The following is a 26,115-nucleotide window of genomic DNA, read 5'->3' on the forward strand; positions in this document are numbered from 1 at the left end:
CTCAGCGGACCCGCCAGCGATAATCTTCCTCCCGCACCTCCGTCACCGCATAGCCGTCAGGGTCGCGGGCGGGGCGGAAACGGTAGCGTTCCATGATGATGCGGCAGGTCATCGCGTCGAGTTCGGGATAGCCGCTTCCTTCGATCACCTCGCACTTGTCCACTTGCCCGGACGGACCGATCGCGTAGCGGACGCCGATCTTCACCCTGCCTACGCCGCGCAGGGAGTCGGGAAAGTCCGAATTGCGGAATCGGCCGCCGGTCTGGCGGGCTCTCGAAAAGGCTCCTTCGCCGTCTCCCTCGCCGGAGCCCGAACCGGTTCCGGTGCCGCCGGTTCCGCTTCCCTGGCCCATGCCAAAGCCATTGCCGCCGCCTGCGCTGCCTGCGCCGCTGGTCATAGACGATGACGGGGCGGCGGGTAGAGCGGGTTGAGGCGTTACGATGACTGGCTTGGGCGCAGTGATGGCGGCGGGTTTCGGCGGCGCTGGTTGCTTTTGCATGGGAGCTGCCGGGGAAGCCGAGGGGCTTCCGCCCTCTCGCTTAGCCTCGCGCGGAGGTTCTGGACGTTCCGGCGTGGAAGTTTGCAGGTCGAACAGCGCGAGTGGCGAACGATCAACCGCGGCGCGCCATAATGACGGTCCGCGCAGGCCGATGATCAGGGCATAGCCGATAAGGGCATTGACCAACAGCGCCGCGACAGCAGGGACGATCCTGTCCCGACCCTGCCATCGCTGCGCCTGAGTTGTGGCCATGTTACCTGTCGCCGCGCATGTTGCGCGGCAGCCTCACAGCTTAGCGGTAGACGCGGCGGCCGTTGCGATCGATATAATATTCCCGGCCGCGACGATCGCGTTCCCACCGGCGATCGCCATCCGAGGTCGCTGCGCCTACAACAGCACCACCTGCTGCGCCGATGGCTGCACCTTCGGCAACGCCAAGGCCAGGCACGATCGCGCCAGCCACCGCGCCGCCAACCGCACCGATGCCCGCGCCGCGCAAGCCATCGCGCGTCGTTTCACGCGAGCAGCCGCCAACGCTGGCTGCGGCTGCCAGTCCGGCGATCAATAAAATTGTGTTACGCATGGTTGGTCTCCAGTTTCGACAGGTGTGAAACGACAGAGACGCCAGTTTGTTCGATCGAAGCGCGACAAAGATGCGCAGGCTTCAGAAAACACATATAAATGCGCGTTTGTCAGGCCGATGGCCAAATCTACGCGGCCCTTTGCGGGTGAGCGACTGAGGCTGGCAAATTTCCGGTGCGAAAAGGTGGTGACCCCTACGGGAATCGAACCCGTGTTTCAGCCGTGAGAGGGCCGCGTCCTGACCGCTAGACGAAGGGGCCGTGGCCGCATGGCGGCTGGCAGGCGGTGGCGTTTAGGGGGAGAAGGGGCTTGCCGTCAAGCGAAACCGCTTTCGCTCGGCCTTTCGCCATTGTCCTTCGACCCATAAAAAACCACCCCATGTCATACATGGGGTGGCCAAGGTTCAGGGAGGAGACGCCTCCAAAAGGGGGAGGCGCCCATACGACACACCCGAAAGGGGGGCAGGTGCGCCGTATGTTCGAAAGATAAAGAAGGCCCCGCTCACTTTCAAGAGGCGAGCGAAAAGCTTTTCCTTAACATGCTTGATCCAGGTTGTTTTTCTTCCTCAGGCTTCGGCGGGCTGAGGCGCTTGCGGGATGGAAATCGGTCCTTTGCCCTGCGCAACCTGCGACTCGAACACTTCCCGGATCAGCTGGAGTGAAAAGAGATGGGCATAGATGAGGGGAAGCATGCCGTTCTGGCTGATCTTGCGCAGCTGATCGCCACGCATGTCGCGCAGCTTTTCCTCATTCACCATGCGGAAACCGCGATAGACGAAGGGTTGATCGTTACCGGGCACCTGGATGGCGACCTCGCCGTCCATCAGCAGGTCGAGTTCCTTGAGGTCTTTCATGAACTGGCCCGTGCGCGCGGCCGCCTGTTCGAAATCCTCGCAGAATTTGAGCACGCCCTGTGTGAGTTCGCTCGGCTTGCCATCTTCGAACAGCGGCTGGCCCTCTTCGAACTCGCCGATCGCTTCGCTGGTGGGATCGAAGCAGAGCGACAGTTCGTCAGTGTCCGGGCGCAGCTTCGCCAGCATCCAGGGATAGCGGCGGACATAGGCAGGAACATAGGCGGGGCCGCGCAGCTTGCCTTCATCGTCCAGGAAGGTGTTGATGCCCTCGTTAAGGCCCATCAGCGCCAGCGGCACCGCTTCGTCGCCTGCGGAAAAAATGATCGGCACGAAACGCTGGGCCGCGACGAATTCGTCGACGGTCAGCGGCACGGCATGCTGCTTCGTCAGGAAGGGAGCGGATTCCACCGACCGGCTGCGATAGCTTGCATGATCAACGCTGCTGAGCGGCAGCAGGTCGTTGTAGAAAACAGGGAGGTTATTGGCGGGCGCGCTAGCCATGATCTGTTCCATTCTATCGAAGCAGCGCGTGCGGAAGCGCCACCTTTCCCAAAAACTGGGAGAGGGCGATAAAGACCTTGGCGATGGGAGGCAATTGCTTTGTCTTGCCCGCGGCGTTCAGCCCTCTTCGGGGCGCGGGATCAGCTTGTCGGGGTTCATGAGGCCGAGCGGGTCAAAGGCGGCCTTGATCGCGCGCAAGGCATGCAGCCGCGCGGGACTGGCGAGGCGGCCGAGTTCCGCCCGCTTCATCTGGCCGATGCCATGTTCCGCCGAGATGGAGCCGCCTGCGGCGGCGACCGCATCATGGACGAAGGCGTTGATCGCTTTTCCGTCCGCAGCGATCCAGGCTGGACCGTCTGTCGAGCCTTTTGGCGCACGGACATGGAAATGGACATTCCCGTCGCCCAGATGGCCGAAGGAAGAGGCGGTGGTGCCCGGGAATGTTCGTTCCGCAGCGGCAGCCGTGTCGATCATGAAAGCAGGCATGCGCGCGACGGGAACGCTAATGTCGAATTGCAGCGCCGGGCCCTGTGCGCGTTCGGCTTCGGAGAGCGATTCGCGCAGGCGCCAGAATGTAGCGGCCTGCGCTTCATTGACGGCGATCGCGGCATCGATCGCGATGCCCTGGGTCAGAGCGTCCGCCAGTGCTGTTTCCAGGCGTTCTTCGGGGGAGGGTGGCGACAGGTCGGCATGATCGACTTCGATCAGGACGTGCCAGGGCGTGCGTGTTTCGATCGGGCAGCGGGTGCCGGGAATGTGGGAGAGGACATGGCCAAGACCATCGTCGGCGATGATCTCAAAACCTTCGACACTGTCACCCAGCCGCGCTTCGGTGAGGCGGAGGAGGGCGAGGGCGTCGGCCGGTGAGGCGACGCCCACCCATGCAACCGCGCGGGCAGCGATCGCGGGGACGAGCCGGAGCGCGGCGGCGGTGATGATGCCGAGCGTCCCTTCGGCGCCGACCAGCAATTGCTTGAGGTCATAGCCCCGATTGTCCTTCTTGAGCGCTTCCAGGCCGTTCAAGATGCTTCCGTCCGGGAGCACTGCCTCCAGCCCTTCCACCAGGGCGCGCATCGTGCCATGGCGCAGCACTTGGGTGCCCCCCGCATTGGTCGAGATGAGGCCGCCGATGGTTGCTGAACCTTTCGCGCCTAAGCTGAGAGGGAAGCGGCGCCCGACCTCCTCGGCAGCATCGTGCAGAATCGAGAGGATGACGCCGGCCTCGCATATGGCGAGGTTGTCGTCCGGCGATAGCGATCGGATGCGGTTCATCCGGCGCAGCGAGAGGATCAGCGCTGACCCGTCTTGTGGTGGAGTCGCGCCCCCGACCATCGACGTGTTTCCTCCCTGAGGCACCAACGGCACGCGGAGTTCGGCAGCAAGTGAGACGATCGCGGCGACTTCCTGCGTGCTGGAGGGCTGGAGGATGGCCGCTGCGGCGCCATGAAACCGGCCGCGCCAGTCCGTCAGCCACGGCGCGATATCCTCCGGATCGGTTATGACGCCCTTTGGCCCCAGCAGCGCTGCGAACCTGCCGATGATCTCTTGTCCTATCATGACACGATGCTATGCCCCGGAATTCATCGACGGTTCAACCACCGGCCCATAGCGTGCCGCCCCAAAAGGGGTTCGATTTGCTTCATTCCGTCCTGCTGCTCCTTGTCGCACCCACTGCCGGGCCTGTGCAGATGGCTCAGATGTCGATCGAGCAACGGGTCATCATCCGCGTGCCGATGGCGAAAAAAGGGCGTGCGCCCGCGCGCATCGCTCCCCAGGCGGGACGTGAGTGGAAGGAAAGGAAAGGGCCGCGCTGTATCGCGCTGCGGTCGATCCGGTCGGCCAGCGTCGTGGTGGGGCATGGAGTCGATCTGCTGCTGGCGGATAACCACCGCTACCGCGCGAGGTTGGAGCGGGGGTGCAGCTCTACCGGCTTTTATTCGGGTTTCTATGTCGAGCCTGATGATGACGGGTCGCTTTGTTCAGGTAGGGACGAATTGCAGGCCCGCAGTGGCCTGAGCTGTGTGATCGACAGTTTCAGGCGATTGGAAGAGGTGGAACAGGACGATTGACCCGAGTTTAAGCTGGCCGCAATGCGCGAATTTCTTGACAAGACGCCGATATTTCAGCAAGGCGCGCGCGATTTCCGTGGTGCAGGAGCGCGTTGCGGAGAGCCTCTGTCCCGGACAATTGAATGACTTTTGCCGATCTCGGCCTATCCGATGAACTTTTGAAGGCCGTTAACGAGGCCGGATATGACACGCCCACGCCTATTCAGGCGCAGGCGATCCCGCCCGTGTTGATGATGAAGGACATCATCGGCATCGCGCAGACAGGGACGGGCAAGACCGCCAGCTTCGTGCTGCCGATGATCGACATATTGGCGCATGGCCGTGCCCGCGCGCTGATGCCGCGCTCGCTGATTCTGGAGCCGACGCGCGAACTGGCGGCGCAGGTGGCCGAGAATTTCGAGAAGTACGGCAAATATCACAAGCTCAACATGGCGCTGCTGATCGGCGGCGTTCAGATGGGGGATCAGCTCAAGGCGCTGGAAAAGGGCGTCGATGTGCTGATCGCCACGCCAGGCCGGCTGATGGACCTGTTCCAGCGCGGCAAGATATTGCTGAACGGCTGTTCGATGCTGGTGATCGACGAGGCTGACCGGATGCTCGATATGGGGTTCATCCCGGATATCGAGGAAATCTGCACGAAGCTGCCGTCGCAACGGCAGACGCTGCTCTTTTCAGCGACCATGCCCGCGCCGATCAAGAAGCTGGCGGATCGGTTCCTGAGCAACCCCAAGTCGATCGAGGTGGCGCGTCCGGCAACGGCGTCCACCAACATCACCCAGCGGCTGGTCAAGGTCGATTCGCGCAAGAAGCGCGAGGCCTTGCGCGCGATGCTCGAAGGCGAGGACGTGCAGAGCGCGGTGATCTTCTGCAACCGCAAGACGACGGTGCGCGAACTCAACAAGAGCCTGCAGCGCCACGGTTTCAAGTCCGGCGAGATCCATGGCGATATCGACCAGTCGGCGCGCATCGCCGAGCTGGAGCGGTTCCGTGCGGGTACGGTGAATATCTTGGTCGCGTCGGACGTCGCGGCGCGCGGGCTCGATATCAAGGGTGTTAGCCACGTCTTCAATTTCGACGCGCCCTGGCATCCCGACGATTATGTCCACCGCATCGGGCGGACGGGCCGTGCGGGCGCGAAGGGGGCAGCCTTCACCTTCGTGACGGCTGATGACGCGGAAGCGATCGACAATATCCAGAAGCTGATCGGGCAGAAGATCGAGACGATCGATGCGCCTGCCGGTGCTGCAAAAGCGGAAAAGGCGGAAGAGCCCCGCCGCGAGGGTGAGCGGAAGGCGGAGCGCAGCTCCAGCAAGCGGCGCGACGATCGCCGCGAAGAACCGCGCGCCTCCAGAAGCCAAGGCAATGGTGCGCGCCCGCGCCGGGCCGAGGTCAAGGACGATGGTCCGGACGAGGGCTGGAACGGTCCTGTTCCTGAATTCCTTTCGGTAGGATTCAACGCCTAAGGGAAAACTCTACAGCAGCCCCATTGCACGCAAGCTGCTGTGGCCCTGAGATCCGATGATGATGTGATCGTGGACCGCGATATTGAGGCGCTTGCCCGCCTCAGCGATTTGGCGGGTGATCTCGATATCCTGACGGCTCGGTTCGGGAGAGCCGCTCGGATGATTGTGGACGAGAATGAGCGCGGATGAGCCGAGGTCGATTGCACGTCGGATGACTTCCCGCGTGTAGATGGCGGCTTGGTCGATCGACCCGTCACCCATATGTTCGTCACGGATCAACATGTTGCGGCTGTTGAGATGAAGCACGCGGACGCGCTCCACCGGCAGATAGGCCATGTCTGCGCGCAGATAATCGAGCAGCGCTTGCCAGCTTGCCAGAACCGGCCGCTGGGCCACTTCGCTGCGGAGCATGCGCAGCAGCGTGGCATGCACGATCTTGACGGCTGCGATGCTGGTGTCGCCCATGCCGGGCACCCGCGCGATTGCCTGCCAGTCCGCCGTCATCAGCCCCCCAATCCCGCCAAATTCCCGCAGCAGCGCCTTTGCGAGCGGCTTGGTATCGCGCCGCGGTATGGCGAGAGCGAGCAGATATTCGATCAGTTCATGGTCGTGCAGCGCTTCGCCGCCGCTTTCCGCCAACTTCTGCCGCAGCCGGGCGCGATGACCCACGCCATCATGGCTGACCGCAACATCCCTGTCCGCCAATGCCTTATAATCCCCTGTTCAGGGAAATGGACCTATGCGTTGCGTAAATGCGGGGCAAGGATATTTAAGGCAGCTCAGACGTTATGCAGGCGTTACGGATAAGGGTTGAGAGCCGGGGTTGGCCATAAGCATCGAAGATGAGGACGGCGAAGAGGAATCTCGCCGTGGCTGGTTACGCTGGCTGGGTGTCGGGACAGGATCCCTGGCGCTGATCCTTGTTGCTTTGTGGACCCAGCGGGCGCCCATCGCCGAAAACTTCATCGGGCGGGAAATGAACCGCAGGGGCGTTCAGGCGAGTTATGACCTGAAAGACATCGGCCTGCGTACCCAGCGCATCGAGAATATCGTTCTTGGTGATCCTAAAAATCCGGACCTGACCGCTCGCTGGGTGGAGGTGGACCTCGCCTTTACCGGTCTTTCCCCGCATGTGGCGGAGGTCAGGGCGGGAGGTGTGCGGTTGCGGGGATCTTACCGCGGCGGCGTGCTCCGGCTGGGGGAACTCGACAAATTCGGCGACCCCACCTCGAAGGCGCCATTCAGCTTGCCCGACATAGCATTGGCGCTGCGGGATGCGCGCATCCGGCTCGATACCGACGCTGGGACGGTCGGCATGCAGATCGAAGGCAAGGGTAAGTTGAAGTCGGGCTTTGACGGCCGTCTCGCCGCCGCCATGCCTCGTGCGGCAATCGCCGGATGCAGCGCAACCCGCATGACCGCCTTGCTGGACGTGGCGATCAGGAATGAGCGGCCCCATCTGATCGGACCAGTGCAGGCGGCGGCTCTTGGCTGCCGGGGAAGCAGGACGGCGGCGGCGACGCCGCGCGCTGAGATCGATGTGTGGCTGGGCAAGGCGCTCGACCGGTGGAACGGGCATGTCACCCTGGGGGCAGAGGCGTTGAAGTCCTCTGGCATGGTGCTGGCCAAACCGGCAGGGCGGATCGATTTCAACGGCAACGCGTCGGAGACCGCTGGCCGGGCGCGGATCGGCGTGGCGGCGCTTGGATTGGCAAGCATCAAGGCTGGTGAGACGGAGATTATCGGAGCCTGGCGCGTCGGTCGCGGCACGTCACAAGCCAGCGCACGGCTATCGGCACATCAACTGAGCCTGGCCGGTCGTGACCCGCTGGCCGGGTTGAAGCGATCTGCCGCCGGCACGCCTCTGGCGCCTTTGGCTGCGCGACTGGCGGATGCGGTGGCCCATGCGGGTGAGAATAATGTGCTGCGGACCAACCTTGCCTTCGCTCAAAGCGGCAAGGGTGGCAGCGTCGTACTGACGGGCACCGGCTTTAACGCGCGTAGTGGAGCCCGGATCGCCGTTCCGGGAGACGGCGAGATAATGATCAGCTGGCCCGGAAAAGGTGGCGCGGCCATTGATTGGGCGCTGGATGGCGCCATCACGACTGATGGAGGCGGGCTGCCCAAGGCTGCGCTGAGACTGGCGCGGCGGCCGGGTGGCGGATTGGGCGGGCAGCTGTTCATAGACCCCTATGCTGCCGGAGATGCTAAGCTTGCGCTGGAGCCGGTTCGTTTCACGGCGGGACCTCGCGGGGATACCTTCTTCTCTACGGTGGTGAAGCTCGACGGGCCGCTTCCGGGTGGACGGCTGCGCGGACTCGCGATGCCGGTGACGGGAGAATTGAGCGCGAACGGGGCCATCGCGATCAACCGCCGCTGCGTGCCATTGGCGCTGGAGGAGGCGCGTTACGGGAGTTTCGCCATCGGCCGGACCCGGCAGACGTTATGCCCGATCGGGGGAGGCGCGCTGCTGGCGACAGGGCCGGGCGGAGTGCGCGCGGGTGCCGAGATCCGCAATCTCGACCTGCGCGGCCGCAGCGGCCAGAGCCCGATGCGGCTGTCGGCCGAGCGGGCGAGGGTTGCTTTGGGGCAGGAGGGCTTTGCGCTTTCCCGCGCGGAGTTCGCCATCGGGCCGCAGGCATCCCCGGTACGGCTGGTGGCGGAAACGCTGACCGGCCAGGCTACGGCCCAGGGGCTGAAGGGAAGACTCGCCGGAGCGAATGCGCGGATCGGTTCTGTGCCGCTGATCGTGGAAGACGGCACGGGCGAATGGAGCTTCGCGCAAGGCGCACTGAGGCTCGCCGCTGCAATGATGGTGCGCGATGCCCAGACGCCGGGACGGTTCGAACCGCTCAAGGTGCCGGACTTCGCCCTCACATTGCGGGAGGGCAGGATTTCGGCGACCGGAACGCTGCGGGTGCCGCGCAATGATGCGTTGGTGGCGCATGCGGACATAGCGCATGATCTGGGTTCAGGGCGGGGCAAGGCCGACCTTAACGTGCCGGGGTTGGTATTTGGTCCCACTTTGCAGCCTGAAGAAGTCACGCGCCTGGCGCTGGGAGTCGTTGCCAATGTCGAGGCGACGGTGACGGGGGAAGGGCATATCCGGTGGAATGGCAATGCGGTGACCAGCGATGGGCTGTTCCGTACAGACAATGCCAAGCTGGCGGCAGCTTTCGGCCCGGTCGAAGGATTGTCGGGCGAGTTGCGCTTTACCGATCTGCTCGGATTGGTGAGCGCGCCGGGGCAGGTGCTGCGGATCAGGATGGTCAATCCAGGCATCGAGGTGCGCGACGGCACCGTTCGCTACAGGCTGGAACCGGGGCAGAAGGTGCATATCGAGGGCGGGGGGTGGCCCTTCTCCGGAGGACAGCTCGTTCTTTTGCCCACGACCATGGATTTCAGTGCGGATGTGGACCGTTATCTGACGTTCCGTGTGATCGGCATCGACGCAGGAGCCTTCATCCAGGCGATGGAGCTGGACAATATCTCGGCCACCGGCACGTTCGATGGACTGATGCCGCTGATCTTCAATTCGCAGGGCGGCCGCGTCGCCGGTGGCGTGCTGGCCGCGCGGCAGCAGGGCATGCCGCCGCTTATCATGCCCGAAGGCGTATTGCCGACGGTTCCGTGCGATCCCAACCGCCAATCCGGAACTTTGTCTTATGTCGGGCCAGTCTCCAACGAGCAGCTTGGCGTGATGGGCAAGCTCGCCTTCGATGCGCTCAAGAACCTGCAATATAAGTGCCTCACCATCCTGATGGACGGCGCGTTAGACGGCGAGATGGTGACGAATGTGGTGTTCAACGGCGTCAACCGGGGCAAGCTCGGGGACGTGCCAGACGGCATGGCGCGCAGCCTGACCGGCTTGCCCTTCATCTTCAATGTGCGCATCGCCGCGCCGTTCCGCGGCCTGCTGGGCACCGCCAAATCTTTCATCGATCCCACCACCCTCATTCAGAACAGCATAGGCGATCAGATGCAGGAGAAGATTCGCGAAGGCATTGCAGTTAAGCCTGCGGAAAGCGACACTGTGAGAAACAGGGAACAGCGATGAAAAAACGAGCGATATTTGCGGCGGGTTTCGCCGGTTTGGCCTTGGCGGGCTGCATTCAGGTGAAGGCACCTGACAAGCCGATCGAAATCAACCTGAACGTAAAGGTGCAGCAGGAGGTGGTCGTTCGCCTTCAGCGCGATGCACAGGATCTTATCCAGAATAACCCGGAGTTGTTCCCGCAATGACACGCAAGCTTTTGATGATCGCCGCAGGTGCCGCCGTCGTGCTGGCCACCGGCTTTGTCGCCAGCGCGCCTGCGCGCGCGCAGTCGGGCGCGGTTGCGGCGGCGATGGCGGAGGGCGCCGTGGGCGAACAGGCGGATGGCTATCTGGGCATCGCCGGGTCGGTCAGCGGGGCTGTGCGATCGGAAGTCGAATCGATCAACATAAAGCGGCGGGCGGCCTATACCGACCTTGCAAGCAAGCGCGGTGTGACGGTTCAGGACGTGGCGGCTGCCACTGGCTGTCAGACGCTGAGCAACCGAGTGAAGCAGGGACAGGTGTATCGCGTGGGCGCGGGGCCTTGGCAAACCAAGGGCGCCGGGCCGATCGCGCTGCCCAGCTACTGCGCGACCGCGGGGTAATTCCTGCGCGGCGTCGGAGTTTCTTTGCTGCGTTCGGGCGAAGCACGATTCTCCTGCCCAACTACGGTTGACTATCCCGAAAGCCCTTTCTAAACGGGCCGCGCCTTGACGGGTGCAGCCGCACGCGCCATGCCGCCTGACGCGGGCTTATCTGCCTGAACGGAAAGGAATGGTCATGGCGGAGGATGTACCCGGGCAAGACCCGGCGGATGAGGACGCGCGCATCACTTCTCTTGAGGAGCGGATCGCAAAGGCCGAACGAGCCGAAAAGGTCAGGCAGGGGACCACGAAGCAACAGGCCGACGATGGATCGCGCCTGGGCAACAGGGTTCTTGCAGAACTGATCGGTGGTCTTGCCGGTGGTGCCGTGGTTGGTGGGACATTGGACTACTTTCTGCGGACATCTCCATGGCTCCTGCTGGCTTTCCTCGGTCTTGGGATCGTGGTGGCTTTCAGGAACATCATCAGATTGACGACGACGAAGCGTCCCGGCGAATAGGGGCGCTTTTATCTTAGTCCGAATACCAGACGTTACAGGGGTCAACGTGGCAGAATCCGGCAAAATCGATCCGATGCACCAGTTTGCGATCGAACCGCTGTTCGGTACGGATCACTTGTCGCTCGGCGGCTATAACATCGCGTTCACCAACAGCGCGCTTTACATGGTGGCTGCTGCCGTCGTGCTGTGGATCTTCGTGATCGGTGGCATGAAGCGCGAGCTGGTGCCCGGTCGCTGGCAGATGGCGGTCGAATATATGACCGGCTTCATCAAGAGCCTGTTGATCGCCAATGTGGGCGAGGGCGGCAAGAAGTATGTTCCTTATGTCTTCTCGCTGTTCATGTTCATCCTGCTGGCGAACCTGCTTGGCCTGCTGCCGCTCGGCCTGATCGGCCTGCACCCGTTCACCTTCACCAGCCACTTCACAGCCACGGGCGTACTCGCGATCCTGAGCTTCTCGATCGTGTTGATCGTCGGCTTCTGGAAGCATGGGCTGCACTTCTTCTCGCTGTTCGTGCCGCATGGCACGCCGCTGCCGATGATCCCGGTGATCTTCCCGATCGAGCTGGTGTCCTTCATGGTGCGGCCGTTCAGCCTTGGCCTGCGACTGTTCGTTGCGATGACGGCGGGGCACGTTCTGCTCAAGGTGTTGGCCGGGTTCGTGATCAACAGCTCGAACGCTGGCGTCGGCTATGGCCTGACCGTCGGGTCGGCGAGCTTCATCCTGATGATCGGTATCAGCGCCTTGGAAGTGCTGGTCGCGGTGATCCAGGCTTATGTGTTCGCGCTGCTGACTTCGGTCTATCTGAACGACGCTGAGAACCTTCACTAAGTTTCCGCTATTTTTCCAACCATTTGTTCGAGTTTAGAAAAGGGAGTTTACGACATGGACGCAGAAGCCGCAAAGCTGCTCGGTGCTGGCCTGGCCGCCATTGGTGCGGGTCTCGCTTCGCTCGGTGTGGGCAACGTGTTCGCATCGTTCCTGGAAGGCGCGCTGCGCAATCCGGGCGCCGCTGACGGCCAGCAGGGCCGCCTCTTCATCGGTTTCGCCGCGGCCGAACTTCTGGGTCTGCTGGCGTTCGTTATCGCCATGATCCTGGTGTTCGTGGCCTGACAACCGCTTGGCGAGCGGGCAGGGCGGCCTTCGCCGTCCCGTTCGCTCGCTATGAATTGACGGTGCCCTGATCGGACGGACCCAAAATGCCTCAAATCGCGCAAATCGCCGAAACTTATGCGTCGCAAATCTTCTGGATGCTGCTGACGTTCGGCTTTGTCTTCTTCGTCATCGGCCGGGGCATGGTCCCCAAGGTTCAGGCGACGGCCGACGCGCGCGACGCGAAGATCACTGGTGATCTGGACGCCGCCAAGGCTGCCTTCGCCCGCGCCGATGAGGCAGAGGCCGATTATCGCACCCGTGACGCGGAAAGCAGGGCTGCGGCCCAGGCGACGCTTGCCCGTGCGAAAGCGGAAGCTGCCAAGGCCTCCGAAGGACAGCTTGCAGCCGCCGACGCTGAAATCGCCACGCGGATCGGCGCTGCCGAAGCCCGCATCCAGGCGGCCAGCCAGGCAGCTATGGCAGAAATTGAAACCGTCGCCGCCGAAGCGGCGCGCGACATGGTGGCCCGTATCTCCGGCGTGAACGCGTCGGACGAAGCGGCCCGCAACGCAGTAAAGGCGGCACTGGCCCATGGCTGAGGCAGCAGCACAGCATAGCGAAGGTTCGCCTCCGCATATCGAAGAAGCAATTCACGCCGAGGGGATGGAGCCGGTCGGCACCGTCGCGCATGAAGGCGTGGTGCCGCACACGGATCCGAAAGCTGTTGGCATGGACGCGACTGCCTGGGTCAGCCTGGCGATGGCAGTCTTCATCCTCATCCTCCTGATCAAGAAGGTGCCTGCGCTGATCGGCAATGTGCTCGACGGCCGAATTGCCCAGATCAAGGAACAGCTGGCGGAAGCGGCAAAGCTGCGCGCTGAAGCCGACGCGCTGAAGGCGGAGTATGAAGCGAAGCTGGCCAATGCGGCCGGTGAAGCTGAAGCGATGCGCAAGTCGGCTGAAAGCGAAGCGGCAACGCTGCTGGAAGATGCCAAGGCAAATGCAGTGGCACTGGTCGCCCGCCGCCAGAAGATGGCGGAGGACAAGATCGGAGCAGCCGAACGCGCGGCCATTGCGGGTATTCGCACCAAGGCCGTCAACGCCGCCACCAGCGCGGCCGCGACGCTGATCGCACAGAATCATGATGCTGGCGCCGATCGTCAGCTGGTGGACAGCGCCATCAAGGGGCTGAGCCCAACCGTCTGAGCCCTAGCCGTGTTGCTCGAAAAGGGCCGGTGCAGCAATCCGCACCGGCCCTTTTTTCTTGTTGGAAACTCTTCGGTTGGGTGCGCCTGATGATCAGACGCGCCCGGCAAGTCGGTGTCAGCCAGCAAGCGTCGCATTGTCGATAACGAAACGGTATTTGACATCGCTTCTTTGCATTCGCTCATAAGCGGTCTCGATATCGCGCGCCGCTACCATCTCGATGTCGGCGACAATGCCCTTGTCAGCACAGAAATCCAGCATCTCTTGGGTCTCCGCGATTCCGCCTATTAGAGACCCGGCGATCGATTTGCGGCCGAAGATCAACATGCCCATATTGGGCGAAGGGTGCGGATGTTCCGGCACCCCGACCAGCGTCATCGTCCCCTCCCGCTTCAGAAGAGCGGTGAACTGATCCAGATTATGACTAGCGGCAACGGTATTCAGGATGAAATCGAAGCTGCCTGCGTGAACGGCCATTTCGTCAGCGTTGCGCGACACGACGACTTCCTGAGCGCCCAGGTCCAGTGCATCCTGCCGCTTTGCTTCAGACGTGGTGAACGCCACAACATGCGCCCCCATCGCGTGGGCCAGCTTAACGCCCATGTGGCCGAGGCCACCGATCCCCACGATCCCGACCTTCTTGCCCGGCCCTACCTGCCAATGTCGGAGAGGCGAGTAGGTCGTGATGCCCGCGCATAGCAGCGGCGCAACCGCGGCGAGTTGGTCGACGGGGTGTCGAATCTTCAGGACGAACTTGTCCTTCACCACGATGTCCTGAGAATATCCGCCAAGCGTGTGGCCGGGTGGGTCCTGCGTCGCGCCATTATAGGTGCCGACGAAGCCGGTTTCGCAATATTGCTCCAGCCCTTCCTCGCACGATGCGCAGTGCTGGCAGCTGTCCACCATGCAGCCCACGCCCACGGTATCGCCCGGCTTGAAGCTGGTGACATGTTCACCCACGGCCGTTACCTGGCCGACAATTTCATGTCCAGGAACGCAGGGATAGAGAGTGCCCGCCCACTCCGAACGGATCTGGTGCAGGTCTGAATGGCAGATGCCGCAATAGGCTATCGCGATCTGCACATCATGAGGACCTACCGCCCTGCGTTCAATGTCGATCGGTTCCACGGGTTTGTCAGCGGCATAAGCGCCATAGGCCTTTGTCACCATATTCATGACTTTCTGCTGGTCCCCGAGGCTTGCCTGCAACTTTGACCGCGAGGAGAGTGGAGTGGCGAGCGCTAGGTGGGAAATCGCCCGGCTGTTTCAATGCCCCCAAGGCATCAGGAGGGCGCTCGGCCATTGCGCTTGGCTCTGCCCCCGCTATCTCTGCAACCATGTCGCATCCCCAATCGCCCGACCGTTTTCACGAGGATAAAGCCAGCTTCACTGTAAGGGGGGCAGGGAACCCGGACATCGAGGCGGGCGTGGAAGCGATCCGTACCACGTTGAAGACCCTGCCGACGCGGCCTGGTGTTTACCGCATGCAGGACGCGCGCGGCGACGTGCTTTACGTGGGCAAGGCTCGCGCGCTGCGTAATAGGGTCGCCAATTACACTCAGGTCGATCGGCTGCCGAAGCGGTTGCAGCGGATGGTGGCGCAAACCCGGTCCATGACGATCGTGACCACCAACAGCGAGGCTGAGGCGCTGCTGTTGGAGGCGCAGCTGATCAAGCGGTTTCGGCCGCCCTATAATGTCCTGCTGCGCGATGATAAAAGCTTTCCGTTCATCCTGCTGCGGGAGGATCATTCCTTCCCGCGCGTTCAGAAGCATCGTGGCGCGCGGAAATATAAGGGGCGCTATTATGGTCCCTTCGCCAGCGCCGGGTCGGTGACGCGGACCATCAATGCGCTGCAAAAGCTGTTCCTTTTGCGCAGTTGCACCGACAGCTTTTTCGCGAACCGGTCGCGGCCCTGCCTGCTGTTCCAGATCAAGCGCTGTTCCGCGCCCTGCGTTCAGCGGATCGACGAGGCTGGTTATGCCGAGCTGGTCAAGGATGCGCAGGATTTTCTGGGCGGCAAGTCGACGGCCGTGCAGAAGAAGCTGGGCGAGGCGATGCAGGCCGCTTCAGAAGCCATGGATTTCGAGCAGGCCGCTGTTTTGCGCGACCGGCTGAAGGCCTTGACCTTTATCCAGGGTAGTCAGGCGATCAATGCGGAAGGGCTGGGTGACGCCGACATTTTCGCGCTGGCGACCAAGGGCGGGGCGATGTGCATCCAAGCCTTCTTCATTCGCGGGGGACAAAATTGGGGGCACCGCAGCTTCTTTCCGGTCCATACGGCCGAAGTGGCGGAGGATGAGGTGCTGGCGAGCTTCATGGCGCAATTTTATGAGGAAGTGCCGCCGCCACGCCTGATCCTGTCCGATCGCACGCCTATGGAATGTGAACTGATCGCGCAGGCGCTCGGCGAACGGGCTGGTGCGAAAGTGCGTATCGAGGTGCCGCAACGAGGCACGCGGACGCGGCTGATCCGGCAGGCGCAGCGCAATGCGGTCGAGGCACTGGACCGACGGTTGGCGGAAACGACGACCCAGGCGAAGGTTCTTGAGGAGATGGTCGAGACATTCGGACTGGACGGAGTGCCTGACCGGATCGAGATTTATGACAACAGCCATATCCAGGGCAGCCACGCCCTGGGCGCCATGGTGGTCGCGGGGCCGGAGGGGTTCCGCAAAAATGCCTATCGCAAGTTCAACATGAAGAACCCGGAGACGTCGAACGACGATTTCGCTATGATGCGGGAGATGTTCGAGCGGCGCTTTGGGAGGGCGGCGCGGGAGGATCCTGATCGGGACAGTGGTGAGTGGCCCGACCTGGTGCTGATCGACGGCGGCAAGGGGCAATTGTCTTCGGCGCGCGCGATCCTGGAAGACTTGGGCATCGAGGATGTGTGCATGATCGGCATTGCCAAGGGGCCGCATCATGGACGGGAGGGGCGGGAGATATTCCATATGCCCGACGGGCGGGAGATCAGCTTTCCGATCAACCATCCTGTGCTGTTCTACCTCCAGCGGTTGCGGGACGAGGCGCATCGCTTTGCGATCGGGGCGCATCGGCAGAAGCGGAGCAAGGCCATTTCCACCAGCTCGCTGGACGAGGTGCCTGGCATCGGGCCTTCGCGGAAGAAAGCGCTGCTGATGCATTTCGGAACGGCGAAGGCGGTGAAGAGTGCGGCGTTGGAAGATTTGCTGAAGGCGCCGGGCGTTTCGAAAGCTGTGGCGCGGCAGATTTATGATTATTTTCATGAATGAAGTAGCGGGAAAACACGGTTTTTCCGCGATGTTGTTACGGAATCGAAATGAGATCGTGGAGATATGTGCCTGATTTCGGCGTGATTCTTCCTCCCGCTCTTGCCTTGTGGTTGCACTCCTGCAATGATCTTTCCAGACGCTGACAATTATGGCGCGGGTCGGAGGAGAAGGGTCGTGGAAAAGCCTTTGAGCTTGTTCAATGTCGTGGAGATATTCCATCGGCATATCTCATCAACGTCATTTGATGATCATCCTTTTTAGCAGATGCAATCTGCGTTCACTTTACCTTCACTGTGTAAAGTGAATGAATACTTATCAAAAGGCATATATCTGAAAATATAACTGCCAATAAGGCGGAGTTGTGACAGCATGACCAATGGACATGCGGAGATGTTGCGGGCTTTCAGAAGGCGGCCCCGGGCTGGCCTTTCCGCGCTTCGGCCGTGGCGCATGCTGGACGTCACACGCCTTGTGCTCGCCCTCGTCTATACGGTGGTGAGCTTTGCATTCGCTTCGCCGCGATCCTGGGCCGAGATTGCGGAGAACGGCATCATCTTCGCCATGCTGCTGCTCGCGCTGGGTGCACTGATCCTGTCGGCGCGGTCGTGGGTGACGGAGATGCGTATCCGAAAGCCGGTGGTTTTTCTGGACGCGCTGCTGTTTCTGTCGCTGCTGGTGGTGACGAACGCGTCGGACAGCCCCTATTTTTTCGGCAGCCTGTTCGTCGCCATCGAGATCGCGCTGATCGTGCGCAGCCGCTTCCACCTTCTGGTCGGCGCTTTCGCGGCCATGACGGCCTTGCTGACGGTCTGGATGGACAAGATCGTCGAGGTGCCGTCCGAGCCGGACCCGGAACGCGTGGCGCTGCGCGTGCTCTATCTTGCCGTGGTGATAGTGGTGACGGGCATGCTGCTTGGCCCGCGCCGTGAGAAGTTGTTGCAGGAGGAAAAGGCGAGGCGGTTGACGGAAGGCAGTTTGCCGCTTGTGAAGGGCGGTTCCGAACCCTTTCTGCTGCAGGCGTTGAAGATCGCCACGGGGAGCGAGAATGGGGCGGTGCTGTTCCGTACGGCGAGCACCGAAGCCTACCGATTTGCGTCGAGCCGGTTCGGCGAAACCAGGCCCGAGGGCAGCAATGGATTGCTGGCGGTGGAGACGGGCTGGCATGACTGCCGCCGTGGCGCGTCGATCGGCCTGTCACAGGACGGAATAAGCCATCTCGCCCCTCTGAGCCCCGGAGGGCGGGCCTGGGCGGCCATGCTGGACGCGGAAACGCTGATGACGCTGCGGGTGTCGTTGGGCACGTTCGATGCCGTGGGCGCCGTCGAGCTGGATGATCCGACGCATGAAGATGCAGCGGCGATCGCGCAGCGCGTATTTGAAAGCGCCTGCGATGAGATGATGGTCCGCAACAGCCTGGACCTTGCCCATGTCATCGCCGGGGCGCGTGAGCGCGAGCGGTTGCAGCGGGAATTGCATGACAGCGTGCTGCAGGCGCTGGCCAGTATCCGCTATCAGGTCGCGCCGGTGCTGAACGGGACGATCGACAATCCCCTTCCAGTGCTGGCGAATGTGGATCGGATTGCCAAGGATCAGATCGGCACCATCAGATGGATCATCAATCCGGTCGAGGATGATGAGGATTTCGCCTATCTGCCCGAGACGCTGTCGATGGTCGTGCGGTCGCTGGCGGAGCAATGGGGCATAAGATGCGAGCTGCGGGTGGAGGACGGCAATTGCGCGACCAGCGCGATGATCGGACGCGAACTGAGTTTCGCGGTCCGTGAGATCGTCGCCAATGCGGTCCGCCACGCAGGCGCGCATGCGGTGGAGTTTTCGCTGCAACCGGCGGGCAACCGGATTGCGTTGCATGTGACCGATGATGGCGTGCCCAATCTTGCGAGGCTGGGGTCCACGGGCGCGGTGCAATCCCGGTCGTTGATGCGGCGAGTGCAGGCGTTGGGCGGCGAAGTATATCTACGGAATATCGGTGGGCGAACGATGATCCAGATTACCGTGCCCCGGAAGTGAAAAGGGCTGACTGCAAGTGATAGGAAGGGGCGCTGCTGTACCTTGCGGTTCGATTGTCCTTGCGTGGGGCTTCGCAGAACTTTTGAGGCGGCGGGGGCGTTTTACCCCGGGTTAACCAGAATGGTTGATAGATGACCCTTCCGATGATGCGGTGAGCGGAGGTCCGGTTTCCATGGTGCGATTGGTTCAGGATCATCTTTACCGCAAAAGCGTGGCGCTGGTGCTGTCATTACAGCTGAATTTGCAGCGCATCGTCGGCACGTGGATCCTGATCGCCGCCTTTGCTTGCGGCCTGCGGCTGGCATTTCCGGCCACGCCCTATGCCGATGCGCCCTGGGCAAGTGGATTGGGCCTGCTGCCCTATATGCTCGTCGTCGGTGCGCCGGTGGGTACGCTGCTATTGGGCCTCAAGTTGTTTCCGGCGGGGCGTTTGCACGCGCAACCTGGTTTGCGGCTGGCGCAATTGGGCCGGTGGCGCAAGGTCGATTGCCTGGAAGCGCGCGAGATGTCGCAGTTCGGCCTATATGGCGTGATGGCGTCGTTGCTGCTGGGCATCGCGCTCAATGTGCCGGTGCGCACGCTTGAGTTCTTAAGTGCGGTGCCTGCGCTGGGAAGCTATGCACCGACCTGGTTCATCAGCCTTTATGCGGTGATGCTGGCTGACGTCGTGCTGCTGTCATGCCTCTACATGTTCGCATTCGCGATGGCGTTGCGGATGGTGCCGCTATTCCCCCGCTTTCTGGCGATGGTGTGGGCCGTGGACCTGATGGCGCAAGTGGGGATCGCGCAATTCGTCGCTCGAGTTGGAGATGTTCCCCCGGCGGTGGAAATGGCGCTGGCGGATCTGCTGAGCGGGAATGTGAAAAAGGTACTGATCAGTGTCGCTCTGTGGTTGCCGTACCTGTTGTTGTCCGAGCGGGTGAACATCACTTTTCGTAACAGGGTAAGCGCCTGACGGGATGCGCTGGCGCTCCTTTTACGGCGCGCAAATCCATGCAGATGATTCGGTTTTTCGAGACGTCGAGCTGTTGCTGATTCGCGCCGGAGCGTGACCCTGGCCGACTGTGCAGCCGCAAAGCGGTGCGTCCTACAAGAGGGAAGGGGTGGACTCTCAGGCTGTGTATCTGATCTGAATTAGGAGAGGATCCTTCATGAGCGGCCATAGATATATATCGTTAATTATGCGATTATACTAGAATTAATACTGCAATAGAGAATCAGTAAATTGGTCATTTAAATATGGTCAGTAAGTTATATTTGCCTAACTTGACCTATAATGCGAAAGAAAATAAAAGTATTTCTCTGTTTTTCGACCGATATATAACCAAAGATATATTATAAAATATTTACGGGTTACTTGCTGCGGTAAGTAGGGAAAACGAAAATGGTTAACAAAAAATCGACTTAACGGACTGAAAAATGGACATATTTTTTACCATGTTGACTTGCCCCTTCATTGGTTCATTTTGAACGCAAGTTCTACGGGAACTGCCCAACTGCCTGGCGAAGGGGAACACCAACGCTAGGGTCGCCAGGTGGCAAAGGCCCCTCCGCAGAACTGTGCGAGAGCAGCCGGGAAAATGGTTTCCGGTCAAATAGGGGTAAAAGACATGACTTTCTTCAAGAAGCTTTGGAATGATCAGAGCGGTGCTTCGGCAGCGGAATATGCGCTGATCTTGGCGATTGTGGGTACGGGTATTGCGATTGCCGCATGGAACTTGGGCGATGCGATCGATAGTTCCATGAACAAGGCGGTGACCTGTATCAAGGGCGTCGGCGGCACGAGCGGTCCGACCGCTGCAGATTGTGGAACTTCCTCCACGGGCGCGCCCGCAACCTAAGCTGAAGACGGGCCGGCCGCGCTGCGGCCGGCCAGACTTAATCCACAATTCCGGGGGGAGTTGTCGTGGGGCAGCGCAGATCTCTAATCTTTCTTGGCTTCGCGATCTTGCTGGGTCTGGCGGCGGTATTTGTCGCCAATAGCTATTTGAGCAGGGCGGAGCAGGCGCAGGCAACGCCGCAAGGCGGTATGGCCAAGGTCGTCGTCGCGTCGATGCCGCTGGCCTTTGGGACGGCGGTGACGCCGGAAAAGATCAGGGTGGTCGATTGGCCTGCGGCTTCCGTGCCTCCCGGTGCTTTTCGTGATCCGGTCCAGCTCACGTCTCTCGGCAAGCAGCGTGTGGTGCTGCGGCAGATCGAGCCGGGTGAGCCGATCCTGACATCCAAGCTGTCCGCAGAGGGAGGCCGCGCCACCATGTCCGGTGTGCTGCGGCCCGAAATGCGTGCTGTGGCGGTTCGCGTGAGCGACGTGGCGGCGGCGGGCGGCTTTGTGCTGCCGGGCGACACCGTGGATGTCTTCGTCACACGGACCGCGCAGGACGGCATGGGCGGCGGCGGTCAGCAGATCACCGATGTGCTGCTTCAGAATATCCGCGTGATCGCGATCGACCAGAATGCCAATGACAGTTCGAAAGATCCGGCAATCGGCAAGACCGCCACGCTGGAAGTCAATCAGGTCGATGCGCAGAAGCTGGTTCTGGGCCAGCAGGTCGGCCAGCTGACATTGGTTCTGCGCAACGTGACCGATGAGCCCAACCCGGCGGTACAGACGGTGGGGACGGAGGACCTGCGCGACGGGGCTTATGTCGGCGGTTTTTCGGCTCCGCGTGGCCGGATCGCCGAAGCGGCCTATCTGCCTGCTCCGGTGCCCGTGATGCGTGCGCCGCGCCGTGCTGTTCCCAGGAATGTTTCCGCTCTGCCAGCGACCGCATCGGTCGAGATCGTCCGTGGCACGACCGGCACCAGCTATGAGGTGAAGCGCTATGGTTCCCGCTAAGTCCTTGTCCATGCTGGCGCTGGGGACGGCGCTGGCTTTCGGGGTGGCGACGTCCGCTCCGGCGCAGATCGCCTCGCTGACCGCGAGCAATGTGGATCATGCGGGCCAACTGGACGTGCCGCTCAACAAGAGCCAGGTGCTGACGGTCGATCGGCCTTTTTCCAAGGCTTTGGTGGGCAATCAGGAGGTCGCCGACATCCTGCCGATGACCAACCGGTCGCTCTATGTGCTGGGCAAGAAGGTGGGGACGACCAGCCTTACCCTCTATGATAGCCGCAACATGCTGATCGCGGTGGTCGATGTGGCGGTGGGGCCGGACGTCGTGACGTTGAAGCGGCAGTTGTCCGAGCTGATCCCGGGCGAGCAGATCGGCGCGCGCATTTCCAATGACGCGGTGGTGCTGACGGGGACGGTGTCGAGCGCTTCGGCGGTGGATCGCGCGGTGCAGATCGCCAGGACCTATGCGGGTGGGGACGAGAAGGTCGTCAACATGCTGTCGGTTGGTGCTTCGCAGCAGGTGATGCTGGAGGTGCGCTTTTCGGAGGTGAACCGGTCGGCGGCGAAGGATATCGGGTTGAACCACAGCTTTGTCGGCAACAGGACCGCGGGCAGCATCGGCGATCTGTCGGCTGACTCGATCGTGCCGACGAACAATGGGCGGACGCCCACGATCGCACTGGATGGCCTGTCCGATGCCTTCGGGGTGGGGACCTGGGCGTACAAGATCGGCAGCCTCAACATCTTTTCCGCGCTGGATGCGCTGGAGCGCAAGGGGCTGGTGAAGACGCTGGCCGAACCGACGCTGGTGGCGCTTTCTGGTGAGACTGCGTCATTTCTGGCGGGTGGCGAATTCCCGATCCCGGTCGTGCAGAATGGCGGCGGCGGGGGCGGCAATGGCAATAATGGCATCACGGTCGAGTTCAAGCCGTTTGGCGTCAGCCTGGGCTTTACGCCCACGGTGCTGAGCGACGGCATCATCAACCTGGTGGTGGAGCCGGAGGTCAGCTCGATCGATCCTTCGGCTTCGGTGACGATCAACGGGCTGGTGGTGCCGGGATTGCTGACGCGGCGGGCCAAGACGGTGGTGGAACTGCGCGATGGGCAGTCCTTTGCCATCGCGGGGCTGCTGCGCAACGACTTCCAGGATACGGTGCGGCAGCTGCCGGTGCTGGGATCGATCCCGATCATCGGGGCGCTGTTCCGCTCGACCGGCTTCCAGAAGCAGCAGACCGAACTGGTCATGATCGTGACGCCGCGCCTCGTAAAGCCGATGCGGGCGGAGGATGTGCGCCTGCCGACCGACCGCGTGGGCAATCCGCATGAGCTGGACCTGTTCCTGATGGGGCGCACGGACAAGGCGGTGGGGATCAATCCGATCAATCCCGACGCGATGCCGCCGTCTTCGAAGCGGCCTGCGGCTCCGGCTCCGGCTGATCCGGCACCGGCGGGCGCGGCGCAGAGTGGATATGAGCTATGAGGGAGAGGATGACCATGGGCCGGTTGATCGTCGCGGCGATGCTGGTTGGTCCGGCTTTGGCGGGATGTACCGCCAACGACCCGACCTTTGGCGGGGCGGTGCGCAGCAACTATGCGGTGCAGGTGATCAACCCCGAGCCGCGCTATGAAGGAGCGCTAGCCGAAGGCGGTGACGGCGCCCGCAGCGCGGCCGCGATCGAACGCTACCGCACCGACAAGGTGAAGAAGCCCGCGACCATCAGCACGACCTCCGGCACAGGCGGCGGGTCTGGTGGCGGCGGTTCGGGCGGCCGGTAAGGGGAGGCTTCATCCATGTCTGCCCGTCGGAACAGCCTCCTGAGGTCAACCAGCGGTGCGGTGGCACCAACGGTGGCCCTGTCGCTTTTCGGTTTGATTGCCGCGGGTGGCATCGCGTTCGATTATGCGCGGATGGCGAGTCTGGATTCCGAGTTGCAGACTGCGGCTGACCAAGCGGCACTGGCGGCGGCAACGCAGCTGGATGGGAAGACTAATGCTTGCAGTCGCGCCGCCAGCGCGGCCAGTGCTCTGATCCGCAATAACACGCGCTTTGCTAATGACAGGAATGGTCTCGCCGTAACCATTGCGAACGAAGCCAGTTGTGACCGCACCGGCTTCATCAAATTCTACATGAATAAGGACCGCAGCGACACGGGCACGCTGACCGATGCGAAAGCCAATTTTGTCGAGGTGACAGTCAATTCGCGCACCGCTTTCTTTGCGTTGACGCCCATAGTTTCGGTATTTTCGTCCGGCGCGCTTTCGGCCACGGCCTATGCCGGATTGGGAGAAGCGGTGTGCAAGGTTCCGCCGCTGATGCTCTGCAATCCTAGCGAAACAAGTACCAACACCAGCTTCAATGTAAGTGCCTTGGTCGGTAAGGGCCTTAGGCTGATCGCTAATGACGGTGGTGGGTACACGCCAGGAAACTTTGGTTTTCTTGAAACCAACGGGATGTCGGGTAACAATGCGTTGCGCGACGCGATGGGTCTTGGCACCACGACTTTTGATTGCACGAAAGGCGATGGGGTCACAACCGAGCCGGGGATTCCGAATTCCGTGTTCGAGGCCCTTAATACGCGATTTGATATGTATAGCAGTATCAGCAGCGTTTGCGGATCGGACGGTAGTCTTTGCCCACCATCGACTAATGTCGGTAAAGATGTTGTTATGCAGAGGAATAGTAATGGTAATGGCGGCAACTGTCCTTCAGCTTCCTATTCGAGTGGAAATGGCGGTACGGGCTGGCGACTGGTTGACGATGCCGACGCCTATCTACCCAGCGATACAAATGACATTACGACAACGCCGCTAGCCATGGGGCTGCCGCGCGATAAGTGTCATGCGGTCAGCGATGAGGGCATTTGTGGGGGGGCTCTTGTAAAAAGTCGAGTTGGTGATGGCGATTGGGATGTAAATGCCTATTGGCGCGTGAATCATGGAGGCGTTAATCTTTATGCCGACACTACTTCTTATAATGGGCAAACACCGGGACAGGCTCTAGGTTATACAACTTCGACATCAACGAAGCCGACGCGTTACGCTGTGTATAGATGGGAAGCCGCCCAAAATTCGCTCCCAATGCGTACTCTGTCGGGCGATCGGTCCAGTTTCACCGCCCCGGTGTGTCAGCCTGGAGCGGCGGTGACACCAACTGCTAGCGCAGATCGGCGAAGGCTGACGGTGGCTGTGGTCAATTGCCTCAGTGCTAATAATGGTGGGCAGGTGCGAGGACGAAGCCCTGCGCTCGAAGTGATCGATTGGATTGACGTGTTTCTTGTCGAACCCACGTTGGTTCGACCGAAAGGTAACCCAAGCCGCACAAGTTCAAATGACCTTTATGTTGAGGTTATAGGAGGTGCGGGCACGCAGACCAATGGGACCAGCGCTCCGCAATATATCCAAAAATATACGCCCTATTTGATTGAGTGATGGGCATGGTATACGCAATCCTTTCCCGTCTTGTGCGATGCCAAATGGCTGCTGCTGCTGCCGAGATGGCGCTGGTGACGCCCATGCTTATTATCCTGATGTTTGGTTCCTTTGAGCTCGGCAATTATTTCCTGAGTGAGCATGTCGTGGCGAAAGCGGTGCGCGATGGCGCGCGTTACGCCGCACGACGCTCATTCACCGATTTTTCCTGTCCCAATTCCGTTGCGACCGACGTGGTTGATAAGACCCGAAACGTCACCCGCACAGGTCAGGTGGCCAATGGGGGCGCAGCGCGGCTGGTAAACTGGACGACGCCCGCAACGGTATCTGTGACATTGAGCTGCACGACTATTTCGGGTGGGAATTATTCAGGCATATACAAGGGTATGGTAGATCTACCAAAGGTAAAGGTTTCTGCAACTGTGCCCTACAGATCACTGTTCAACAATCTCGGTTTCACCAGTTCGACATTGAATCTGGTATCGGAATCCGAGGCTACGGTGCAGGGATTGTGATGCGACATGTAGCTCGCCTGATCCGTGAAAAAAAGGGCGCCTCTGCCGCTGAGTTTGCCTTAATATTGCCGCTGCTGCTGATCCTGCTGTTGGGCATCATTGATGTCGGGCGCCTGATGTGGACATGGAACGAGGCTGAGAAGGCTACTCAGATGGGCGCGCGTTACGCCGTCGCAACGGACATGATCCCAAACGGCCTTGCCTCCTATAGTTTCGCTATTAATGGAGGGCTTTCCCAAGGTGATGCCATTCCAGAGTCGTCCTTTGGCGGAGCGAGCTGTGTCATTACGGGAGGCGCGGTGAGCTGTTCGTGCAAGACCGGCGCAACTTGCCCAGGAACACTCGTCAGCAATAACGCGACGGCGCTTACTGCGTTCAACAACATCGTTGATCGTATGCGGCGCTTCATGCCTCAGATCACTTCCAGCGCTGTCCAAATCGACTATGATTATTCGGGGCTCGGCTATGCAGGCGACCCAAATGGATCGGACGTTTCGCCGCTCGTGAGGGTAAGCATACGTTCGAACACGCTGACCTTTCGTCCAATCCTCCTTTCACTTTTCGGAGCCTCCGTCCCCCTACCCAGCTTCAGCGCCGCCCTCACCATGGAAGACGGCCAGGGCTCGCAGTCAAATTGAGGAACAAGAT

26 protein-coding genes and 1 tRNA gene are annotated in these 26,115 nt (G+C 61.3%); 20 read left to right on the forward strand and 7 right to left on the reverse strand.

Going from position 1 to position 26,115, the window contains the following annotated elements; genetic code table 11:
• Position 1: 1 nt before the first annotated feature.
• From MU848_RS05965 to MU848_RS05985, 5 genes are all read right to left on the reverse strand, one after another.
• A complete protein-coding gene (locus tag MU848_RS05965; protein ID WP_247230831.1) occupies positions 2-751 on the reverse strand; it encodes an energy transducer TonB in 750 nt (249 codons plus the stop codon).
• Between the two features lie 40 nt (positions 752-791).
• A complete protein-coding gene (locus MU848_RS05970; RefSeq protein ID WP_141397829.1) occupies positions 792-1,082 on the reverse strand; it encodes a hypothetical protein in 291 nt (96 codons plus the stop codon).
• A 184-nt stretch (positions 1,083-1,266) separates the two neighbouring features.
• Positions 1,267-1,341 (reverse strand) — tRNA-Glu (locus MU848_RS05975).
• Between the two features lie 305 nt (positions 1,342-1,646).
• Positions 1,647-2,435, reverse strand: a complete 789-nt coding sequence (locus MU848_RS05980) for a SapC family protein (RefSeq protein WP_201514585.1) — start codon at positions 2,433-2,435, stop codon at positions 1,647-1,649.
• Positions 2,436-2,552: 117 nt separating this feature from the next.
• The gene (locus tag MU848_RS05985; protein WP_247230832.1) at positions 2,553-3,992 is read right to left on the reverse strand and encodes an FAD-binding oxidoreductase; all 1,440 of its coding nucleotides are present in this window, start codon (positions 3,990-3,992) and stop codon (positions 2,553-2,555) included.
• A 77-nt stretch (positions 3,993-4,069) separates the two neighbouring features.
• Between MU848_RS05985 and MU848_RS05990 the strand changes: the two genes are divergently transcribed.
• Together MU848_RS05990 and MU848_RS05995 are read left to right on the forward strand one after the other, a co-directional pair.
• The gene (locus tag MU848_RS05990) at positions 4,070-4,504 is read left to right on the forward strand and encodes a hypothetical protein (RefSeq protein WP_247230834.1); all 435 of its coding nucleotides are present in this window, start codon (positions 4,070-4,072) and stop codon (positions 4,502-4,504) included.
• 122 nt (positions 4,505-4,626) lie between these two features.
• Positions 4,627-5,967 (forward strand): DEAD/DEAH box helicase, encoded by a 1,341-nt coding sequence (locus tag MU848_RS05995; protein WP_201514582.1) that lies wholly within the window; start codon positions 4,627-4,629, stop codon positions 5,965-5,967.
• 9 nt (positions 5,968-5,976) lie between these two features.
• Here MU848_RS05995 and radC read toward each other — a convergent pair whose 3' ends face one another.
• Positions 5,977-6,672, reverse strand: a complete 696-nt coding sequence (gene radC, locus MU848_RS06000) for a RadC family protein (protein ID WP_201514581.1) — start codon at positions 6,670-6,672, stop codon at positions 5,977-5,979.
• A 130-nt stretch (positions 6,673-6,802) separates the two neighbouring features.
• Here radC and MU848_RS06005 point away from each other — a divergent pair, with 130 nt between their 5' ends.
• The 8 genes from MU848_RS06005 to MU848_RS06040 all read left to right on the forward strand — a co-directional run bounded on the left by MU848_RS06005 (position 6,803) and on the right by MU848_RS06040 (position 13,408).
• The gene (locus MU848_RS06005) at positions 6,803-10,024 is read left to right on the forward strand and encodes an intermembrane phospholipid transport protein YdbH family protein (protein ID WP_247231684.1); all 3,222 of its coding nucleotides are present in this window, start codon (positions 6,803-6,805) and stop codon (positions 10,022-10,024) included.
• Positions 10,021-10,209: a YnbE family lipoprotein gene (locus tag MU848_RS06010; RefSeq protein ID WP_097091940.1), complete on the forward strand. Its 189-nt coding sequence runs from the start codon at positions 10,021-10,023 to the stop codon at positions 10,207-10,209. Before MU848_RS06005 ends, MU848_RS06010 begins: the two co-directional genes overlap by 4 nt.
• The gene (locus MU848_RS06015) at positions 10,206-10,607 is read left to right on the forward strand and encodes a DUF1318 domain-containing protein (protein WP_097091939.1); all 402 of its coding nucleotides are present in this window, start codon (positions 10,206-10,208) and stop codon (positions 10,605-10,607) included. The genes MU848_RS06010 and MU848_RS06015 overlap by 4 nt, the downstream gene beginning before the upstream one ends.
• A 175-nt stretch (positions 10,608-10,782) precedes the next feature.
• On the forward strand, positions 10,783-11,106 hold the full coding sequence (locus MU848_RS06020; protein WP_097092837.1) for an AtpZ/AtpI family protein: 324 nt from the start codon (positions 10,783-10,785) through the stop codon (positions 11,104-11,106).
• A gap of 46 nt (positions 11,107-11,152) precedes the next feature.
• A complete protein-coding gene (locus tag MU848_RS06025; protein WP_247230836.1) occupies positions 11,153-11,938 on the forward strand; it encodes a F0F1 ATP synthase subunit A in 786 nt (261 codons plus the stop codon).
• A 54-nt stretch (positions 11,939-11,992) separates the two neighbouring features.
• Positions 11,993-12,220, forward strand: a complete 228-nt coding sequence (locus tag MU848_RS06030; protein ID WP_021240110.1) for a F0F1 ATP synthase subunit C — start codon at positions 11,993-11,995, stop codon at positions 12,218-12,220.
• Between the two features lie 86 nt (positions 12,221-12,306).
• Positions 12,307-12,801, forward strand: a complete 495-nt coding sequence (locus MU848_RS06035; RefSeq protein ID WP_097091937.1) for a F0F1 ATP synthase subunit B family protein — start codon at positions 12,307-12,309, stop codon at positions 12,799-12,801.
• Entirely contained in the window at positions 12,794-13,408 is a 615-nt protein-coding gene (locus MU848_RS06040; RefSeq protein WP_097091936.1) for a F0F1 ATP synthase subunit B family protein, read from the forward strand. The genes MU848_RS06035 and MU848_RS06040 overlap by 8 nt, the downstream gene beginning before the upstream one ends.
• A gap of 117 nt (positions 13,409-13,525) precedes the next feature.
• Here the strand turns inward: MU848_RS06040 and MU848_RS06045 are convergent, their stop codons facing one another.
• Entirely contained in the window at positions 13,526-14,578 is a 1,053-nt protein-coding gene (locus MU848_RS06045; protein ID WP_247231686.1) for an NAD(P)-dependent alcohol dehydrogenase, read from the reverse strand.
• 167 nt (positions 14,579-14,745) lie between these two features.
• Here MU848_RS06045 and uvrC point away from each other — a divergent pair, with 167 nt between their 5' ends.
• The 10 genes from uvrC (at position 14,746) to MU848_RS06095 (ending at position 26,105) form a co-directional block, all read left to right on the forward strand.
• Positions 14,746-16,662, forward strand: coding sequence for an excinuclease ABC subunit UvrC (gene uvrC / locus MU848_RS06050; protein WP_247230838.1), 1,917 nt, complete (start codon positions 14,746-14,748; stop codon positions 16,660-16,662).
• A 369-nt stretch (positions 16,663-17,031) separates the two neighbouring features.
• A complete protein-coding gene (locus MU848_RS06055) occupies positions 17,032-18,690 on the forward strand; it encodes a sensor histidine kinase (protein ID WP_247230840.1) in 1,659 nt (552 codons plus the stop codon).
• Between the two features lie 211 nt (positions 18,691-18,901).
• Positions 18,902-19,645: a DUF2569 domain-containing protein gene (locus MU848_RS06060; RefSeq protein WP_247230842.1), complete on the forward strand. Its 744-nt coding sequence runs from the start codon at positions 18,902-18,904 to the stop codon at positions 19,643-19,645.
• A gap of 655 nt (positions 19,646-20,300) precedes the next feature.
• Positions 20,301-20,531: a Flp family type IVb pilin gene (locus MU848_RS06065; protein ID WP_247230844.1), complete on the forward strand. Its 231-nt coding sequence runs from the start codon at positions 20,301-20,303 to the stop codon at positions 20,529-20,531.
• Positions 20,532-20,596: 65 nt separating this feature from the next.
• The gene (cpaB, locus tag MU848_RS06070; RefSeq protein WP_247230846.1) at positions 20,597-21,526 is read left to right on the forward strand and encodes a Flp pilus assembly protein CpaB; all 930 of its coding nucleotides are present in this window, start codon (positions 20,597-20,599) and stop codon (positions 21,524-21,526) included.
• On the forward strand, positions 21,513-23,003 hold the full coding sequence (locus MU848_RS06075) for a type II and III secretion system protein family protein (protein WP_247230847.1): 1,491 nt from the start codon (positions 21,513-21,515) through the stop codon (positions 23,001-23,003). The genes cpaB and MU848_RS06075 overlap by 14 nt, the downstream gene beginning before the upstream one ends.
• A gap of 14 nt (positions 23,004-23,017) precedes the next feature.
• A complete protein-coding gene (locus tag MU848_RS06080) occupies positions 23,018-23,299 on the forward strand; it encodes a hypothetical protein (RefSeq protein WP_247230849.1) in 282 nt (93 codons plus the stop codon).
• Between the two features lie 60 nt (positions 23,300-23,359).
• Positions 23,360-24,952, forward strand: coding sequence for a pilus assembly protein TadG-related protein (locus MU848_RS06085; protein ID WP_247230851.1), 1,593 nt, complete (start codon positions 23,360-23,362; stop codon positions 24,950-24,952).
• Positions 24,953-24,996: 44 nt separating this feature from the next.
• Entirely contained in the window at positions 24,997-25,467 is a 471-nt protein-coding gene (locus tag MU848_RS06090) for a TadE/TadG family type IV pilus assembly protein (protein WP_247230853.1), read from the forward strand.
• On the forward strand, positions 25,467-26,105 hold the full coding sequence (locus MU848_RS06095) for a TadE/TadG family type IV pilus assembly protein (RefSeq protein WP_247230855.1): 639 nt from the start codon (positions 25,467-25,469) through the stop codon (positions 26,103-26,105). The genes MU848_RS06090 and MU848_RS06095 overlap by 1 nt, the downstream gene beginning before the upstream one ends.
• The last annotated feature ends 10 nt before the right edge of the window (positions 26,106-26,115 follow it).

The organism is Sphingobium agri, from assembly GCF_023051225.1.
GTDB lineage: Bacteria > Pseudomonadota > Alphaproteobacteria > Sphingomonadales > Sphingomonadaceae > Sphingobium > Sphingobium agri.